The 18,082-nt window shown below is 69.8% G+C and carries 10 protein-coding genes, 1 pseudogene and 2 CRISPR repeat arrays; of the genes and pseudogenes, 3 read left to right on the plus strand and 8 right to left on the minus strand.

From position 1 onward, the window contains the following. Window positions 1–53: 53 nt before the first annotated feature. The 5 genes and pseudogenes from casB to FYX01_RS22170 form a co-directional block, all read right to left on the minus strand. On the minus strand, window positions 54–713 hold the full coding sequence (casB, locus tag FYX01_RS22150; RefSeq protein ID WP_150244216.1) for a type I-E CRISPR-associated protein Cse2/CasB: 660 nt from the start codon (window positions 711–713) through the stop codon (window positions 54–56). Next, entirely contained in the window at window positions 710–2,386 is a 1,677-nt protein-coding gene (casA, locus tag FYX01_RS22155) for a type I-E CRISPR-associated protein Cse1/CasA (protein ID WP_150244218.1), read from the minus strand. The genes casB and casA overlap by 4 nt, the downstream gene beginning before the upstream one ends. Further along, window positions 2,376–5,291 carry a CRISPR-associated helicase Cas3' gene (gene cas3, locus FYX01_RS22160; protein WP_394350495.1) on the minus strand — a complete coding sequence of 972 codons (2,916 nt, stop codon included), beginning with the start codon at window positions 5,289–5,291 and terminating at the stop codon, window positions 2,376–2,378. The genes casA and cas3 overlap by 11 nt, the downstream gene beginning before the upstream one ends. A 116-nt stretch (window positions 5,292–5,407) precedes the next feature. Then, window positions 5,408–6,717: a CRISPR direct-repeat array (repeat unit 29 nt; unit sequence GGGACCATCCCCGCGTGCGCGGGGAGCAC). A 221-nt stretch (window positions 6,718–6,938) separates the two neighbouring features. Continuing rightward, a pseudogene (locus tag FYX01_RS27310) lies at window positions 6,939–7,016 on the minus strand (DUF397 domain-containing protein); the annotation flags it as partial. A 2-nt stretch (window positions 7,017–7,018) separates the two neighbouring features. After that, the gene (locus FYX01_RS22170; protein WP_150244222.1) at window positions 7,019–7,318 is read right to left on the minus strand and encodes a Scr1 family TA system antitoxin-like transcriptional regulator; all 300 of its coding nucleotides are present in this window, start codon (window positions 7,316–7,318) and stop codon (window positions 7,019–7,021) included. A 60-nt stretch (window positions 7,319–7,378) separates the two neighbouring features. Here FYX01_RS22170 and FYX01_RS26330 point away from each other — a divergent pair, with 60 nt between their 5' ends. Together FYX01_RS26330 and FYX01_RS22180 are read left to right on the plus strand one after the other, a co-directional pair. Next, the gene (locus FYX01_RS26330) at window positions 7,379–7,756 is read left to right on the plus strand and encodes a Scr1 family TA system antitoxin-like transcriptional regulator (RefSeq protein WP_190394433.1); all 378 of its coding nucleotides are present in this window, start codon (window positions 7,379–7,381) and stop codon (window positions 7,754–7,756) included. Window positions 7,757–7,872: 116 nt separating this feature from the next. Beyond that, window positions 7,873–8,403, plus strand: coding sequence for an ATP-binding protein (locus FYX01_RS22180; RefSeq protein WP_150244224.1), 531 nt, complete (start codon window positions 7,873–7,875; stop codon window positions 8,401–8,403). Here the strand turns inward: FYX01_RS22180 and FYX01_RS22185 are convergent. Next, on the minus strand, window positions 8,369–9,205 hold the full coding sequence (locus FYX01_RS22185) for an alpha/beta fold hydrolase (RefSeq protein WP_150244352.1): 837 nt from the start codon (window positions 9,203–9,205) through the stop codon (window positions 8,369–8,371). The genes FYX01_RS22180 and FYX01_RS22185 overlap by 35 nt on opposite strands. Before the next feature lie 123 nt (window positions 9,206–9,328). Between FYX01_RS22185 and FYX01_RS22190 the strand changes: the two genes are divergently transcribed. Next, entirely contained in the window at window positions 9,329–9,949 is a 621-nt protein-coding gene (locus tag FYX01_RS22190; RefSeq protein WP_223830589.1) for a TetR/AcrR family transcriptional regulator, read from the plus strand. A gap of 158 nt (window positions 9,950–10,107) precedes the next feature. Here the strand turns inward: FYX01_RS22190 and FYX01_RS22195 are convergent, their stop codons facing one another. Both FYX01_RS22195 and guaD read right to left on the minus strand, forming a co-directional pair. Then, window positions 10,108–14,616 carry a molybdopterin cofactor-binding domain-containing protein gene (locus FYX01_RS22195; protein WP_150244226.1) on the minus strand — a complete coding sequence of 1,503 codons (4,509 nt, stop codon included), beginning with the start codon at window positions 14,614–14,616 and terminating at the stop codon, window positions 10,108–10,110. A gap of 261 nt (window positions 14,617–14,877) precedes the next feature. Next, window positions 14,878–17,208 carry a guanine deaminase gene (guaD, locus tag FYX01_RS22200; RefSeq protein WP_150244228.1) on the minus strand — a complete coding sequence of 777 codons (2,331 nt, stop codon included), beginning with the start codon at window positions 17,206–17,208 and terminating at the stop codon, window positions 14,878–14,880. Between the two features lie 474 nt (window positions 17,209–17,682). Further along, window positions 17,683–18,077: a CRISPR direct-repeat array (repeat unit 29 nt; unit sequence GGGACCATCCCCGCGTGCGCGGGGAGCAC). Window positions 18,078–18,082: the final 5 nt, after the last annotated feature.

Consider the following 18,082-nt stretch of genomic DNA (forward strand, 5'->3'; position numbering starts at 1 on the left):
CGGGCACATGGGGGCAGAAAGCTGGTGGGGGGGGTGTTGGAAAGGCGGCGCAGTCAGTCCTCGACGCCGGTCTCGGTCTCCGGCCCGTCGGCGGCATCGTTGGCCTCGGCTGCCCCCTGGGGGCGGTGAGCCTGGAATCCGCGGCCCCACAGCCGGCGGACCCGGGCCGCCCCGGCAGGCGTGCGGGCCTCGTAGAGCTGGTCGGCGAGAAGCCCGTAGTCGAGCGGAATGTCCTGGGCGCGCAGAAGCTTGACGATCCCCCGGAGCCGGTCCAGACGGGTGGCGGGGTCGGTGGCGCTTCCGACCTGCACGAACCTCCTGCGCAGCGGTTCGTCGATATCCCCGGAGGGCATGAGTCGGCGGACGGCTCCGCCGAGATCGCGTCCGCGTTTGTGCATGCCCCGGTCCCGTTTGGACTGCTGATGCAGGGCGTAGAGGGTGAGGGCCCCGTGCACCGCCGCCTCCGCTGCCCCGGTCCGGGGGTCGTCGTCGATGCCGAACCTCTCGTAGAAGCGGTGGTCCAGTGTCAGTCCCACCAGCTCCGGGACCGCATCGATCGGTTTGCCCGCGCCCCGGCGCAGTCTGGCCAGGGTGGCGACGGCCTCGGAGAGGTCCTTCAGGTAGCCGCCCTGGAGCTGGCGGACGCGTTCGTCGACCAACTCCCCGATGTCCCTGAGTTTGGGCACGAACTCGGCAGGGCTCGTGGTGGTCACTGTTCTTCCTCCGGGGAGTCGTCGGGGATGGTCAGGGGAAGCACCTTGCGCAGGCCGGCGCGGAAACGCAGATCGGCCCGGGAAGCGGTGAGCCAGACCGAGCCCTTCTTGGTGGCGATGACCCGACCGGTCCAGGCCGCTTCTCCAACTGTGTCCATGAGTTCGGCGCCAAGCTGGAAAACAGTCTGGTGTGCCTGAAGTTGCCAGTGGCGGCGCTGTTCCAGAGGGGGTTCGGCGGTGTTGAGGCCGCGCAGCCACTTGCGGAAGGGCTCATCCAGTTCCGCGAACCCCCGGTCGCGGGCGTTCGCGCGCGGGCCCTCCCCGTCGGCGCCCGACGCTTCGGCGAGGGCGGTGGCCAGGTCGCCCAGGACGGTGACCGCCTCCTCCGCGTCGGTGACCGCGTCGACCGCTGTCCGAGCGAGGGCGCCGTCCCGGTCGTGGAGCAGGACGACGGGCATGGCCACGGCGTCGTCCACGATCTCGTCGATGACGGACTGCTGGGTGCCGTAGACGGCGCCGACGATACGGGCGCGGACCAGGAAGTCCTTGGACAGAAGGTTCTCGAAGGCGAGGAGCGCGATCCAGTCCAGGATGCGCGGACGCACGATCTTCGCCGCCTCCTGGCGCTGTTCCGCGCCGCGGGCGTACCCCGTGACCAACGCGCCGAGTCCGCGCCAGGCGCTGCGGGCGGGGTCGTGCTCGCGCGGAAGGTAGACCGGGGCCTCCCGAAGCTTCTTCTCCTGGGCGGGGCTGCGGCGCCACGCGGTCATGGGCTCGCGCTGGTGCTTGTTGCGTGCGGTGAGCGGGTCGCCGTAGGCGAGCAGGACACCGTGGACGCCTTCGCCGTCGTGGTGCAGGCGGATCCGGCGACTCTGCCAGGTGTAGAGGTCGCGCAGCCCGTGCGGTCGGGTCTCGGCCTCCGCGCCCGCCAGGGGTTCGGCGGTGTTCTGGGGACGGCGCCAGGCTGGTGCGTCCTTTGCCGCATCCGTGCGCAGGTTGAGGCTCTGCTCCCCGGAGGCGACGAGGTTGAGCAGGAGGGTCTGCTGGAGGTCGTCGCCCTCCACGTACACCCCGCCGAGGTTTCCGACCCAGCCCACCCCCTGCGGGTAGACCTTGCCGCCCTTGAGTCTGGGGTCGCCGACCGCGCCCGACTTGATGCCCGAGGTGTCGTAGGCGTGGGCGTGCAGAAGCCAGCGTGCGGCCTCGGCGAAGGTCAGCCGCTCGGCACCGTGCGCTCGCATGGTGAAGAAGCGCGCGTTGTTGGGCACGTCCGCCACGATCGGGTCAGGCGGGGAGTGCTCGCCCTTGCCGGTGCGCAGGTCCGCGACCTGGAGGAACGGCGTGGCGGGGTGCAGCAGGTCGAAGCGGTCACGGTGTTCGCTGAGATAGGCGCGCACCCGGTCCGCCGGGATGCCGTCCTCCCACAGTTCCTCCCACTCGTCGACGTCTCCAGGGCCTTCGACCGCGTCGTGCAGGATCGCCAGGAGGAGGCGCAGGAGCGCGAAGTCCTGGGTGGGCACGTCACCGACGAGGCGTCGGATGTCCGGGGCCTGTTCGAAGACCTCGGCCAGGGAGAGCGCGGCCTCTCCCCCGTCGAGGCGCTGGACCGGGATCCAGGAGCGTGAGATCAGGTCGAAGGAGGTGGGCGGGGGCACGGTGGCGTCAGTCGGCACGGTGGACCTCTAGTCCGTCGGATTCTGTGTAGTGGAGCGTGTGCCCGGCCAGCTCGGCGCGGTTGCCCTCATCCAGGAACAGGACGAGCTCCCCGGCGATCCAGTGGGCGTCCTTGGTCTGCCAGGCGAGCACGATCTCGGCTTCGAGCTCGGTGATGGCCTGCTCGATCACCGCGCCGGAGACGGTCAGCTGGTAGGGCAGGCGTAGGCCGGAGGCGGCCAGGGCGCGGATGGCACGGGGAGAAGGCACCGCGTCGATGGGCAGGGGCAGACCGCCGCGGCCCTCGGTCAGCCAGGGGACGGTGGTGGCCGTGCCGTCGGCGTGACGCCGCGCCACCAGAACCTCCAGGCTCTCGCCGGTGTCGCGGACCTGGGCCTTTCCGCCCTGGGTGTCGTCGGCGTCGCCGACCCCGGCGTCGACCCAGCCGATGAGGCCCCTGCCGTCCCGGCCCGCCGGGTTGAGGAGGAAGGTCTGTGCCTTCTCACCCTTGCGCGCGTGCTGCTGCTCGTGCGCCTTCAGGGCCTCGGCCATCCGCTCCTGCCAGGTGGACGGGGCTGCTTCGGCGCCGCCGTAGGCGTCCTGGACCAGAGGGCTGATGTCGTCGGGCAGACGCATGGTAGGGCTGGCGTCGGGACCGGCGTCGGTGTCGGTGTCGGCTTCCAGGCGGGAGCGCAGTACGGCAAGGGAACGCAGGAGGGCGTACTCGCCGTAGACCGTCCGCGAACCCCGTACTGGCCGGGGCGGTGTCTCGGCCCAGTCGACTCCGGTGATCAGGCAGCGGGCGCGGCGAAGGCGTGGGGGCCGATCGCTCTGCTCCTCCCCGCGCGGATGGCGGTGCATGCGGCCCATGCGCTGGAGTACCAGGTCGACCGGGGCGAGGTCGGTGACCAGCAGGTCGAAGTCGACGTCCAGGGACTGCTCCACGACCTGGCTGGCGACCACGATGTGCCTGGTGGGACGATCTCCACCGAGCTCGGCGACCCTGGCGGGCGAGCCGTACTCCCGCAGGAGCTGCTCGTCCCTGGAGGCCCGGTCCAGGTCGAGGAAGCGTGAGTGCGCGACGGTCACCGCGCCGTCTCCGAAGCGGTCACGCAGGTGAGCAGCGGCCTCGTGGACACGGGCGACCGTGTTGCGCACGACCAGGGCGCAGCCGCCTTCGGCCAGTTCCCCTCCGAGGCGATCGGCGAGTACGTCGAGGTCGTCGTCCAGGGGTTCCACGGTGACGTCGGTCGATCGGCCGGATGCGGCGGGGGCGTGGACGCGGGATGCACGGCCGCGCTCGGCGGTGGTGACCAGCGGGTACTCGCGGGCGCTCTCCACCGCGTGGTTGTCCGTGTCTCCGGTTGTGTCGGTGTAGGCGTCGACCAGCTCACGCCTGCGACGGGCGGGCAGGGTCGCGGAGAGAACGATGACCGGCACTCCGTACTGGCCGAGCCAGGAGAGGGCGCGGTCGAGGTAGGCGTTCATATAGGTGTCGTAGGCGTGGGCCTCGTCGATGACGACGACCTTGCCCGCCATGGCGAGGTGGCGGAGGGCCAGGTGGCGGCTCTTGAGACCCATGAACAGGAGTTGGTCGACGGTGCCGACCGAGAAGGAGGACAGCATGCCCTTCTTGCGGCCCCGGAGCCAGTGGTGGGCGACCAGTTCGCTGGGAGCCTGCCTGTTGGCGGGGGCGTCGTCGCTGTCCCGGTCGGTGTCGGTGGCCAGGCGGTGGCCGCCGCCCATGAGCTTGGTGAAGTCCCTGTTGAGGTGGGCCTTGGAATGGGCGAGGAAGACTGAGGTGGCTTCCTCGGGCATCCCGGGGAGGCGTTCGAGCCAGTTCAGGTAGCGCTGGAACATGGCGTTGCTTGTGGCCATGGTGGGGAGGGCGACGAAGCAGCCGCCCGCTCCGGAGCAGGCGGCGAAGATCTCCGCCGCGGTCAGGGCGGCTTCGGTCTTGCCCTCGCCCATCGGGGCCTCGATGATCATCAGACCCGGACCCGTCATCTCCCGCGCTGCCTCGACGGCCTGTTCCTGGACGGGACGGGGTGTCGCTCCGGCCGGGAGGTCGAAACGGGCCTTGAAGAGCCCGGTGGTGGTGCCTTCCGGTTTTTCGGCCTTCCACTGTTGTGGCAGGTCCAGGAGGTGCCAGGCGTGTTCGGTGCGCTCGGGGTCAGTGCCGCGTTCGCCGGGGAAGTAGGGGAACAGCTCGGGGTTGCTGGCGATCCAGTCGGCGGTGATGACCAGGGCGGTGAGGAGTACTTGCGCGGTCTGCGGGAGTTTGAGGGCTGTCCAGTCCCCGAGCCGGTCGGACGCCCCTGTTTCCTGCGCCGCCGCGTCCAGGAGCTCCCGCTGTGCCGTAGCCCAGACCTGTTCGTGCCCGGGGGTGCGGAGTAGTTCCGGACGTCGGGCCAGGTCGGCGATGGCACCAATGCTCGGAGGGGTGCCGTGGTGGCCTCCGACGATGACGGTGAGCTGGTGGGTGGAACGTTCCTTCCAGCCGTGGCGCTGCACCAGCCAGTCGCGGAGGATCAGCTGTCCGGCCAGGCCGTGGGGCGCGCGTTGGCGGTCGGCCATCTGTTTCTGGAGGGGCATCTCCAGGCCTTCGTGGCGCATGCGCTCGGCGAGTTGTTCGACCTGACAGGCGAAGGCAGGGGTGGCTTTGCCGATGTCGTGAGTGGCGGCCAGCCAGATGGCGAGGGTTCGGGCTTCGTCTTCGCCCTCGGGGAGTACGTGGCTGATCTGGTCACGTACCTGGGAGGGGAGCCACTCGTCCCACAGCTTGCTCGCGACGGCGGCGCTGTCGGCCATGTGACGCCACAGGGGCAACCAGCCGTCGGAGTCGAAGTCGTGCTTGGCCCATATTTGGCGAGCAGCCGTGGAGAGGCGGTCTTTCCAGGGCTGGGGGCGACCCTCGTCTGTCATGGCCGACATTGAACAGGAGCTCAGCGACCTTCCGCAGCCAAACGCCCATATCCGCTCTGACCGCATCCGGCCATGAGGAACCCGCCCGCACGTGCAAACCACGTGCTCTGTGCGCCGGACACATCCCCGCATGCGCGGGGAACACTCGCTCGTGCCCTCCTACAAGACCTTGAAGAAGGGACCATCCCCGCGTGCGCGGGGAGCACATTCCAAGGTTCACTATAAGGTTCGTCACTCAGGGACCATCCCCGCGTGCGCGGGGAGCACACCCCGGAGCGCACCGTCGCCTGGCCCACGATGGGACCATCCCCGCGTGCGCGGGGAGCACCTCGGAGTCGCTTGGTAGTGAAGACCGCGTCAGGGACCATCCCCGCGTGCGCGGGGAGCACCTGTTGCCCGTGCTCGGTGAAGCGGCCGAGGGGGGACCATCCCCGCGTGCGCGGGGAGCACCCCGTCGCGAGACTGCTGGCGTCGCTGGCGTGGGGACCATCCCCGCGTGCGCGGGGAGCACGTCGCGGGTCTGGACGACGACGGCCGCCAGCTGGGACCATCCCCGCATGCGCGGGGAGCACTGCACCTCCAGGTCGGCGGGGTCGATGATGCCGGGACCATCCCCGCATGCGCGGGGAGCACTCCATGAGGTACAGCCGCAACTCGCGCACCGCGGGACCATCCCCGCATGCGCGGGGAGCACGCGGGGACGGCGGGCTACTCCTCGCGCATCTTGGGACCATCCCCGCATGCGCGGGGAGCACCCTCGTGTTCGCGGACGAGGCGGCCCTAGGTGGGGACCATCCCCGCATGCGCGGGGAGCACCCGCCCAGCCCTCCCAGCAGCGCGCGCCACTCGGGACCATCCCCGCATGCGCGGGGAGCACATGGGGTTCACGTCGATCGGCTCGCTGCTGTCGGGACCATCCCCGCATGCGCGGGGAGCACGCCGCGCCGAACGTGGCGTTCCTCGAAGACCTGGGACCATCCCCGCATGCGCGGGGAGCACAGGCCTGGACCTGGCCAACGACCGCGACGTCAGGGACCATCCCCGCATGCGCGGGGAGCACTCGACGGGGCCGATGTAGAACTCCACGACCTCGGGACCATCCCCGCATGCGCGGGGAGCACACCACACCCACGCCGCCCCCGGCCCCGGACCCGGGACCATCCCCGCATGCGCGGGGAGCACAGTGTGTCCTCGCCGTAGCTTTCGCGGGCGCCGGGACCATCCCCGCATGCGCGGGGAGCACTGGCTCTCCGGGCTTCATGTTCTCAGGGGTTTGGGACCATCCCCGCATGCGCGGGGAGCACTACACCCAAGCTCTTGCCGCCGCCGACAGGCAGGGACCATCCCCGCATGCGCGGGGAGCACCCTTCCGGCCTGGAAGCCGGGGGTGTGCTCCTGGGACCATCCCCGCATGCGCGGGGAGCACAGTCCACGACCTGCGAACTTACCAGCGGCAAGCAGCCAATTTTCCAACTTCTCGAAATTCAGACATAAGCCCCAAAAACCCAAAAATAACTCAATTGCCAATCCGGAGCTAGCGCTACCTGTCCGTCTTGACGCTCTCAAGGAAGACATGCCACTCAATACTGGGGAAAGCAAGGGCCCCGCTTCCCGATGCTTGGTGTCCCGCATCGCCGCTCCTTCGTTCAAGTCAGCAACCTCGACACAGTTGGACGAGGTTCCGCTGTAGCTTGACTTGAACCACTTAGCGGGGCGCGGCTTCATTGCTACTCCTTCTCCAAGGCTCTGGCAACACCATCCAGGAAGGTGAGCGTCTGCGCGGGCCGCCAGGCGTCCGCAAGCAGGCGTTCGAACACACCGGAGTAGCGCTCCAGCGATTCCTGATCATCCCAAAAAAGACTCGTGGTATCGGTGACGGTCACGAGTACCGTCAACTCATCCAGCGTGAGCAGGATGAAGTTTCCGATCTCCAAGGCCGCGTGGGCTCCTGCCTCGAAAGGCAGCACCTGAAGGGTTACGTTCGGCTGCTCCGCAGTCTGAATGAGATGCCGGACTTGTTCTGCCATCAGACTAGAGCCACCCACAGTGGTGCGGATCGCGGCCTCGCTGACGATTCACCCGGCGTCATGCGCACCCAGCTCACCCGCCTTCGCGACCTGGCCACCGGCGACCGCGTCACGGTCCACCTGCTTCCCCAGGGCACGGCGCCCCACCCCGGCCTGCGCGGCGTGTTCTGGACGCTGGCCTTCTCCCCGCGCCACAGCCTCGCCTACACCCCGCATCCGCGCGGTCCGGGCCACCTGGTCACCGACGCCACGCACATCAAGGGCTACACCGACCTGTTCGCCACCCTCCAGGGCGTGGCCCTGTCGGCCGCCGACTCCCTGCGGCTGCTGGACCGGGTCATCGAACGCTTCCCCGACGAGCCCAGGCGGCGCGCCCTCACCACGGGCCTCCCCCACGGGGTCAGCGACGCGTATGACACCGCCGCCGCCAAGGGCTGATCACGGGTTCCTCCCCCACGTGTCACCGGCCGGACACGTCAAGGCCCTGGCAGGCGTTAGTCCGCCTCCAGGGCACGGCCAGCACACAAAACCCAACAGAAAAAGGAGATACCGGCATGGTCATTGTGCCGCAGACCTCTGTCGCCACCGCTCACCCGGAGCGGCGCTGGGAGCCGCGCCTCTACCCCGAAACCCTGGCCACCACCAGCCGCGTGCGCTCGGACCTGCGCACCGACCTGGCCCGGCTCACCGGGCTCGGTGACGACCTGGTCGAGACCGTGGTGCTGTGCGCCAGCGAGATGTTCGCCAACGCCGTCGAGCACTCGCGGTCGGGAGAGGCCGACGGCAGGGTCATCCGCACCCTGGCCGTGCACACCGCGCCGGACGCCGGGGCCGTGCTGCGTCTGTCGGTCATAGACGACGGCGCCAAGGACACCAGTCCCCTGGTCCCCCGCCAGCGCACGGCCGAGGAGTGGCGAAGGCCGAACCCGGCCGTTGACGGTTCCGATCACGCCGATCACGCCGATCACGCGGAAGGTCCCGGGAGCGCCCCCGTCGAACGCGCCCCCGGGACCACCGGTCACTCCGTGACCGTTTCCCCGCTCCCCCGCCCTACTTGGCGAGGAAGGCCAGCAGTGCCTCGGTGACCTCCTCGGCGTGGGTCCACAGCAGGCCGTGCGGGGCGCCCTCGATCTCGACGTAGTCCGCCGACGGCAGCAGGGCCGAGAACGCGCGGCCGGTGGCGTCGATCGGCAGGATGTTGTCCGCGGTGCCGTGCAGGATCAGCGCGGGGACGTCGATCTTGGGGATGTCGGCGCGGAAGTCGGTGAACCAGGTCAGCGGAGCCGCCGCCGCGGCGACCGCGCCCGAGCCCGCCGCGACGTTCCAGCTGTTGCGGACGGCCTCCTCGCTGATGCGGGTGCCCAGGTTCTCGTCCAGGTTGTAGAAGTTCTTGTAGAAGTCGGTGAAGTAGGCGTACCGGTCGGCCTTGACGTCGGCGACGACGCCGTCGAAGAACTCCCGGGGCGCGGCACCGTCCGGGTTGTCCTCGGTCTTGAGCAGGAACGGCTCCAGGGAGGCCAGGAAGGCGGCCTTGGCGACGCGGGCGGAACCGTAGGTGCCCAGGTAGCGGCCGACCTCGCCGGTGCCCATGGAGAAGCCGACCAGGACGACGTCGGTGAGGTCGAGCGTCTCCAGGACCGTGTTGAGGTCGGCGGCGAAGGTGTCGTAGTCGTAGCCGGTGGAGGGCTGGGAGGACTGCCCGAAACCGCGGCGGTCGTAGGTGATGACCCGGTACCCGGTGTCGAGCAGGGCGGCGGCCTGCTTCTCCCAGGAGTGGCCGTCGAGCGGGTAGCCGTGGATGAGGACGACCGGCTGGCCGGTGCCCCGGTCCTCGTAGTACAGCTCGATCGGAGTGCTGTTCTCGGTTCCGACGGTGATGCGCCCCATGATGGACCTCTCCCCCTGGATGAGAACGGTTGTTCTCATCTGAGCCAATGGGCGAGAACGATCGTTCTCGCTTGTTCTGAAGTCTAGAGAACGATCGTTCTCAACGCAAGTACACTGGCGGACATGGACATGAACAAAGAGGAGTACCGCCAACGGATCATCGCCGCGGCCGACCGGCTCTACTACACGCGGGGCTTCTCTTCCGTGGGCATGGACCAGCTGCGGGACGCCGCCGGGGTCTCGCTGCGCCGCCTCTACCAGCTGTTCCCCTCCAAGGGCGACGTCGTCATGGCCGTCCTGCGGGGCCGGCGGCGGATGTGGGTCGAGGGGCTGGACCAGCACGTGAACGCGGCCGGCACTCCCCGGGAGAAGCTGCTGGCGGTCTACGGTTTCCTGTCCGACTGGTTCTGCGAGGAGGACTTCCGGGGGTGCGGGTTCGTCAACGCCTTCGCGGAGCTGGGTGCGGTCAACTCCGACGTCGCCGACATCGCGCGCGAGCACAAGGTGTCCTTCCAGCGCTACCTGGGCGAGCTGGTGGAACGGATCGGCGCGGACTCCTCCCTCGCCGCGCAGCTCGCGCTCCTGGCGGAGGGGGCGCAGACCACCGCCGCGATCACGGGTCAGGCGGAGACGGCCGACCGGGCGCGCGAGGCCGCCGAGGTGCTCATCGACGCGGCCCTGGAGAGGGCAGGCTCCGACTCGCGGGAGAGCGTCTCCCCGGCCCGCGCCACGAGCGACGCGTAGGCCGGGGCCGTCACCGCGTGCGCGGGGAGCACCCCGGCGGCCCTCTGTTCCACCGCGGCCCCGGCCTCCCCGGCTCCGGGAAGCCGTCCCGGGCTGTCCGGGGCGGCCCCGGTCCAACGGAACGGCACTCATCACGGAACCGGGGCCGGGTGGGGCGGTTACTCCCGGCAGGCCCGGCGGACCTCCTGCACCGTGGCGGGGGCGTCGAAACGGAACAGTCCGTCCAGCCCGTTCTCCAGCCGCGCGGCGCGCACGGCCGACTTCACGGCGAAGAACACGCTGGAGGCCAGTACCAGCGGCGGTTCGCCGATCTCCTTGGACGACATCAGGTCGTTGGGGTTGTCGGGCACAGAGGCGGCCTTCTCCCGGGGGAAGAGGTGGGTGTTCATCCGGAGGGGGATGGTCGAGGTCGCCGGGGGCTTGTACCTCCAGGTGTTGGTGCTGTTGAGGCGGCCCCGCTCCTTCCCCGCCGTCTCGCGGGGCAGGTGTTCGGTGAGCAGGTAGCCCAGGCCCTGGACGAAGCCCCCCTCGATCTGGCCGACGTCGAGTGCGGGGTTGATGCTCCAGCCGATGTCGTAGACGATGTCGGACCTGAGGACGGTGACCTCGCCGGTGAGGACGTCCACCTCCACCTCCGAACAGGCGGCGGAGTAGGTGAACCCGCTGAAGGAGTCCACGCCGCCGCCGGGGACGGCGTCGGGGTGGACCTTGACGCCCGGGATGCTGGGCTGCTGTTCCCTGGGCTTGTAGGTCAGTGCGGGCAGGGGTGCCTCACCGCCGGTGATGGGCGCGGTGAAGGCCGTGACCAGGTCCACCCGGTGGGCGTAGGCGAGCTGGACCAGGTTCTGCCAGACGAGTTTTCCGGATTCGGTCCTGGCCGCCCACCCCTGCTCGCCGTGGTTCCAGTAGTCGATGCCCTGCGCCTTGCACCAGTCCGGCCCCTGTTCCCGGAGCATGCGGGTGCCGAAGTCGGCGAGGCGCCGGCGCAGACTTTCGCAGACCTGTTTGACGGCCTCGCCGTTGTAGGCGGTACCGGTGGAGGCCCCAGTGCTGGTGGGGTTGGGGATGACGCTGGTGCGCGGGCCCTCCACCCGGAGCAGGCTCAGCGGGACGTTGAGGATGTGGGAGGCGATCTGCTCGACCTTGGTCACCAGGCCCTGCCCCATCTCCACGCCGCCCTGGTGGATGACGACGCTGCCGTCACCGGCGTGGACGGCCACGTGCGCGGCGGCCTGTTCGAGCATGGTGAGGTTGTAGCCGGATCCGTACTTGACCGGCACCATGGCCACTCCGCGTTTGCGCCAGCGGTTCTCGGAGTTGAACCTCCTGACCCGGGCCAGTGTGTTCTCGTAGTCGCCGACCTCCTCCAGGTAGGCCCAGACCTCCTTCATGTAGCAGTAGGTCAGGGGCTGGCCGAAGGGGGTGACGTCGCCCCGCTCGTAGAGGTTCTTCTCCCGTACCTGTTCGGCGGTCATGCCGAGGACGTGGGCGGCGTCGTCGATGGCGTTCTCGGTGATGATCTTGCCCTGGATGTCACCGAACGCCCGGAAGGCGGTGTTGGGCGCGGTGTTGGTACGGCACACGTCGATCTGGTTCTCGAAGTTGGGAACACGGTAGGCGTTGTCCGCGCGCAGCTGGATGCAGTTGGCCACGATGAAGGAGCAGTCGTAGAACGCTCCCCCGTCGCCCCACATGCGGGTCTGCATCCCGCGGATCAGGCCCCGGTCGGCGGGGTCGGCCCTCCCGTCGTCGACGGCGATCTGGTACTGGCCGTAGTAGGGGTGGCGCTTGCCGATGAGTGCGGTGTCCTGGTCGCGGGGCAGGACCAGGCGGACCGGCCTGCGCAGGGCGTGGGCGGCCACGACGGCGGGGCCGGTGACGAACCGGGCGGCCTCCGTCTTGCCGCCGTAGCCGCCGCCGACCTGGTCCACGTGGACCTGGATGCGGTGGTGCTCCACGCCCAGGGCCATGGCGGCGGTCTGGTGCATCTCCATCGGACTCTGCGTGGAGGGGCGCACCAGCCACCGGTCGCCGTCCAGGGGGTCGACCAGGCAGGCCTGGGTCTCCATGTAGAAGTGGACCTGGCCTCCCGTGCTCTGGGCGCTCTCCACGACCTCGCAGGTGAGGCCGTCGACACTGGCCTGGCGGTGGAGGGGGGTGCGTTCGAGCGGCGGTTTGCCGGAGGTGGTCCAGTCGAAGCGGCTGCCGGGGCGGGTGATCTTCCAGATGTGGGAGACGAAGGCCGCCTCCTCGGGGCAGTCGGGGAAGACGCTGCCGTGGCGGATGGCCTCGTCCAGGGTCAGGATCGGCTCCTTCCAGGGCTCGGACCAGTCCACGGGGGCGTAGGTGACGCAGTGGGCGGTGACGTACTCGGCGATCTCTGCGGCCTCCTGTTCGCTGCGGGCCGCCACGAGGGCGAGGGCCTGGCCGAGGTAGCTCACCTGCTTCTCGGCGAACAGGGGCTGGTCCGCGCCCATGCCCTGCTTGTTGATACCGACCGCGGGCACGTCCTGGTGGGTGACGAGCCCGAGGAAGGCGGAGGGGTAGCGGTCGGCCAGGTGCGCGCTCAACGCCTCGGGACCGGAGGCACGGCTGTCGCCAGGAGTGGTGAGGGTGAACTTGGCCAGCGCCCTGCGGCTGGTCACCAGGACGCAGTGGGCGGTGGCCGGGACGGCATGGACGTCGTGGGTGTAGCGGAGCTGGCCGGAGGCCTGGTACATCGCCAGGCGTTTGGTGTGGGGCTCGGCGACGGGTTGGCGCCAGTCCTGGCTGGACCAGCTCTGGGTACCGTCGCTGACGGGCCTGCTGCCCCAGGGCGCTTCCACGGCGGAGCGCTCCTCGGCGGGCACCTGGTCCGGGTCCCACTTCAGGAGCGCCATGATCAGTGTCTTGTGCAGGAACGCACAGACCAGGTCGGCGAGGTAGGCGTCGGTGATGCCCTCGGAGGGCGCGGCGGCCCGGCGCGGGGCGGAGTCGCGCAGGGCCTGTCCGACCTCCGTGCGCAGCCGGGCGAGCAGGTCGGGCACACGTGCGAAGGTGAGGGGCTCGTCGAGGAGTGCCCTCGCGGTGTCGGCGGCCTTCCACGGGGAGGCCGCGACGCCGCCGAACACCAGGTGGGCGGCGCTGAACGACAGGCCGTCCCCGTCCTCGTCATCCTCCCCGTCCCACTCCCTGGCCAGGCAGGTGGTGGCGTTGACCAGGGAGTGGGAGTTGACCTCGCGCAGCGCTGTCTTGTGGGCCATGACGTGGAACCCGTCGGTCAGCAGGGGCAGCGCGTAGTGGATCAGCACAAGGTCGTCGAGGAGCTCGGGGGCCTTGGTGACCCGGGCTACCAGCTCCCCGGCGCTCACCGTGTACCGCTGTTCGGTGGAGGCGAGCCAGTAGGTGATCTCGGCTTCCACCGCGACCAGGGCCGTGAACAGGTCGGAGGGGAAGAACTCGCCCGTGGTGATGTGGCGCAGCACCATCATGGTGTTGCCGCCCAGGGTCGCGGTGTTGCGCAGGACGGTCCCGGCGGTGCGGCGGGCCATGAGGCGCAGGGCCTCCAGCGCGGCGGTGTCCCCCTGGTCCTGGTGGGAGGTGATCACCGTGTCCAGCGTGGTGATGAGGTCGGTGTAGGTGGTGGCGGCGCCCACCTGGACGTGGTCGTCGTTCTCCCGGGTTCCGTGGAGTTCGGGGATGTGGCGGATGTCGACGAGGTCGCGCGCGGCACGGAACTCCTCCGGATAGACGCCGTAGGAGGTGTTGGCGCAGACCAGGCGGCGGGTGCCGGCCGGGGTGGCGGCCATGACCTGTTTGAGGCCGCTGAGGGTGGTCACGGTGTGCCAGGTGGTGTCACGGGCCTTGACGGTGAACGCGCGCGGGGGTGTCCTGGCGCCCTCGGGGAGGTCGAGGGTGGGGCGTGCGTGGGGGTCGGGCGGGCAGCACACGGGTTCGGGCAGGCACTTCATGCGGTTCTTCTCGTCCTGCTCGCTCCAGTCCTCGGCGAAGGTCTTCATGCCGGTGAGGATGGGCCGGTAGCCGGTGCAGCGGCACAGGTTCCCGTCGAGGGCGTGCTCGATATCGGCCTTGGTGGCTCTGGGGTGGTTGACCAGGAACTCGGTCATGTTCATAACGAAGCCGGGGGTGCAGAAGCCGCACTGGGTGCCGTTGTTGGCGGCCAGGCGGTAGGCGACGGGGTTCATGTGGCACAGGGGCGTCGAGTCCGTGTCGGAGTCGGCGGCGTGCTTCGGGGCGGTGGTGCCGTCGGCGGGTGCGTCGGTGCTCTGGGCGATCTCGGCCGCTGTCTGGGCCGCGTCGGCGACGACGGGCAGCGTGAAATCGGGTGGGGCGGCCCCTCGGGAGTGGAACACCTGGTGGCTGAGGCTCTCGGGGACCGGTCGGCGCGCGGCGCCGGTGCCCTCGATGGTGGTGACCGCCAGGCCGTCCAGGGAGCAGACCGGGCGCAGGCAGGCGTTGGCGGCCCGGTGCTCGGCCGCCTCGTGCTCGGCGTCCCAGTGCGAGAGGACGACGGTGCACGCGCCGCATCCCCCCTGGCCGCAGCTCTTCTTCGTTCCGGTCAGCCCGACGTCGGACGCGCGCAGGTAGTCCACGAGCAGGAGCTCGGGAGAGGGGGCGTCGAGTTCGATCCTGTCGCCGTTGAGATAGAACACCACAGGCTGGGTCATGAGTCTCTCCTTCGTCTTTCCGGGTGTTGGTCACCCGCCGTATGAGTACGCGCACGCATGGCAATGGCACTGGGGCAGCGCCGGCTTCGGCCCGGTCCCGAGGTCGGGGAAACCCGGGAGGAAGGCCGCGCAGACCGCCGAGCGGATGAGCCCGGGCAACGGCGCGGACGTGTCACCCCGCCTGGCCCGCGACAGCGGGGAAGCGGGGTCTACGGTGCCGGTTCGGCACCGTCCCGACCGCTGCCGGGCACAGGGGGCGGCTCAGCCCCGATGGACGCAGAACAGAGGGCCGTGAAAGGCGGATATGTCGAACCCCGGAGAGGAGATGGCGTTCCCGGCCCGCTCGGGTCGGCTCCACCCCTTCTCCTCGTCGTAGCGGGTCCACCACAGCCGTCCCCACCCGCTGGCGTCCTCCTGGTGGAAAACGCAGTACAAGTAGTCGTTGTAGCGGGTGATCGCCGGGGTGTACGAGGTGTGAACGGGTGCGCCATCGGGGCCCTCGATCCGCCGGCTTCCGCTCCAGCGCCCGGACGCGCTGTCGTAGGTGAGCCAGTAGAGCTGGCCGTCCCCGCGGTCATGGACGCAGTAGAGGCGGTCCTTGAAGCGTTCGACCACCGGGGTGCGTGACGAGGTGAGTCCTCCCGGCACGTCCCGCTCTGCGCTCCACTCCCCGGAGCGGGTGTCGTGGGTGAGCCAACGCAACCGGCCGTCCTCACGCCTCAGGACGCAGTAGAGGCGTCCGTCGTAGACGGTGAGGGACGCGCCCGAGGCTCGCACCTCCCGGCCGTCGGCCTCCTTGACGACCTGGTCCGACGACCAGCCGGCCTCACCCTCCTCGGTGTTGTAGCGCGCCCACCAGAGCCGGGAGTCGGAGTAGGCGCGGTGGTGCACGTAGTACAGGTGGTCGTTGGCGTGGGAGACCGACAGCGGCCCGTAACTGGGCACGGGGGCACCGAGTGCGTCATGAAGCGCCCTGTCACCCCGCCATGAGCCGGTGTCCTTGTCGTAGACGTCCCACCACAGGGACTCGTCCTGGAACGTGTTCTGGTGCAGGCAGTACAGGCGGCTCTTGTACGCCTCGACACCGGGCGCGTAGGGAGACCACGCGTTCGGCACCTCCAGGTCCTTGGACCAGCCCGCGTCCTCCTCGAACCTGAACCACCGCAGCTCCTTGTTGAGCGACCTCGTCCAGCGGCGGCGCCCCGCACGATCCGGTTTGGCGTCCAGGCACGGGTCGCGCTCGTGCGCGATGCGCCCGTTGACGTAGGTGGCGGCTACGGCCCGGTCGTCGCCCAGGTTCGCGAGGGCGAAGAGCAGGTCGTCGACGGTCTCGCTCTCGGCCGTGCGCACGGCGAGCAACTGCGTGGCCGAAGGGTCCAGGACCACGAAGTCGGCCTCGTTGCCCGGGGCGAGCGAGCCCACGACCCCGTCCAGGCCCATGGCACTCGCCCCGCCGAGGGTCGCCAGGTAGAAGAGCTTGGTTCCGTCCATGGGCAGCAGGCCGAGCTGGCCCACCTTGTAGGCCTCGTTCATGGTCTGCATGAGCGACAGGCTCGTGCCCCCGCCCACGTCCGTGCCGAGACCGGTGTACACGGGGCGCTTCGGCTTCCTGGCCTCGCGCATGGCGAACAATCCGCTGCCCAGGAACAGGTTGGAGGTGGGACAGTGCGCGATCCCGCTGCCGGTGGCGGACAGGCGCCGCCACTCGCGCTTGTCCATGTGCACGGCGTGGGCGAAGACCGCCCCGCGCCCGAGGAGGCCGTGGTGCTCGTAGACGTCGACGTAGTCCTTGCGGTCCGGAAAGAGCGCGCGGACCTCCCTGACCTCCCTCGTGTTCTCCGCCAGGTGTGCCTGTACGAGGGTGCCGGGGTGTTCACTCCACAGTTCTCCGGCCGACCGGAGCATCTCGTCGGTGCAGGCCACGGCGAACCGGGGCGTGATGGCGTAGAGGCTCCGGCCGACGCCGTGCCACTTGCGGATGAGCGCCTCGGACTCCTCGTAGCCCTGGAGAGGGGATGCGTCCAGCAGGTCGGGGCGGGCGTTGCGGTCCATGAGGACCTTGCCCGCCGCCACTCGCATGCCCCTGCGGGTGGTCTCCTCGAACAGGGCGTCGACCGAGACCGGATAGGTCGCGCAGTTGACCAGCGCGGTCGTGGTGCCGTTGCGCAGGATCTGGTCGCAGAACAGTTTTGCGAACCGGCGGGCGTAGGCCGGATCGGCGAAGCGGACCTCCTCCGGGTAGACGTGGTTGTGCAGCCAGTCCAGGAGTTGGTCGCCGTAGGCTCCGATGATCCGGGTCTGCACATAGTGCACGTGGGGGTCGACGAACCCGGGCAGGATCAGCTTGTCCCGGTAGTGAACGACGGTGGTGCCGGTGGGAAGGCCGTCCGCCAGCTCGGTGTACGGCCCCGCCGCGGTGATCCTGCCGTTCTGGGAGACCAGGAGGCCGTCCTCCACGTACTCGAGCGCCTGTTCGCTGGAGGTGAGGAAGGGGTCGGTGCCGAACCAGACCAGGGAGCCGCGCACCGCCGTGGTGGTGGAGCAGCCGCTGGTCGCCGAGGGGGCGAGGGCCGGGGTGGTGCGGTCGTTCACGTCCGGCCTTCCTCGTGGAATCCCCTCAGCCGGTCGAGCTCGCACCTTCTCGCGATGCCGTGCGCCATGTCCGCGTCCCCTCGTCGATGTTCGCGGTCAGTAACCACGCGTACCCGGAACTCGGAGGGCAGAAAACGTCCACGTTCATCATCACCGCAGGTAGGAGCGCTATGCGGCATTATTTTCCTTCTGAGGTGCTGCTACGGAGAGAAACGGACAGACCGAAGTGCGGCGTTCGCCTCGACACGAAGGAGGTTCCACCCGAGCGGTCATGACCACTCGGGATCAGCACACCACCCGGCGCACCTGGGGAGATGATGCGCGGTGAGCGGACACGCACCGAACCAAGGGCGGGGCACCAGCGGAGCCAGGGCGGGACCGACGGACTCCGCGTGCCCCGGTGTGCCCGCCCCCGCTCCTGTGGACCCTGCCGAAACCGCACAGCATCAGTCGCGCGGCCACCTCAACCGCCCGGGGACCATCCCCGCGTGCGCGGGGAGCACGACTGGGTCGACCCCGCCAAAGGGCGGCTCACGGGACCATCCCCGCGTGCGCGGGGAGCACGCGAGCGTGACCGCGACCAGCGGGCTGATGTCGGGACCATCCCCGCGTGCGCGGGGAGCACCCCGGTCCCGCAACCTCTCGGCGACGTGGGCCGGGACCATCCCCGCGTGCGCGGGGAGCACATGCTTGCGTCGATCGTCCGTACCGTCGTGCCGGGACCATCCCCGCGTGCGCGGGGAGCACACGGGCTCTGAGGCTGCGGGGGTCTCTGGCTTGGGACCATCCCCGCGTGCGCGGGGAGCACCCGGGTAGCCGCGCTGGCGCCGCAACCGCTCCGGGACCATCCCCGCGTGCGCGGGGAGCACCGTGT

It is taken from the genome of Nocardiopsis quinghaiensis, from assembly GCF_008638365.1.
Classification (GTDB): Bacteria; Actinomycetota; Actinomycetes; order Streptosporangiales; family Streptosporangiaceae; genus Nocardiopsis; species Nocardiopsis quinghaiensis.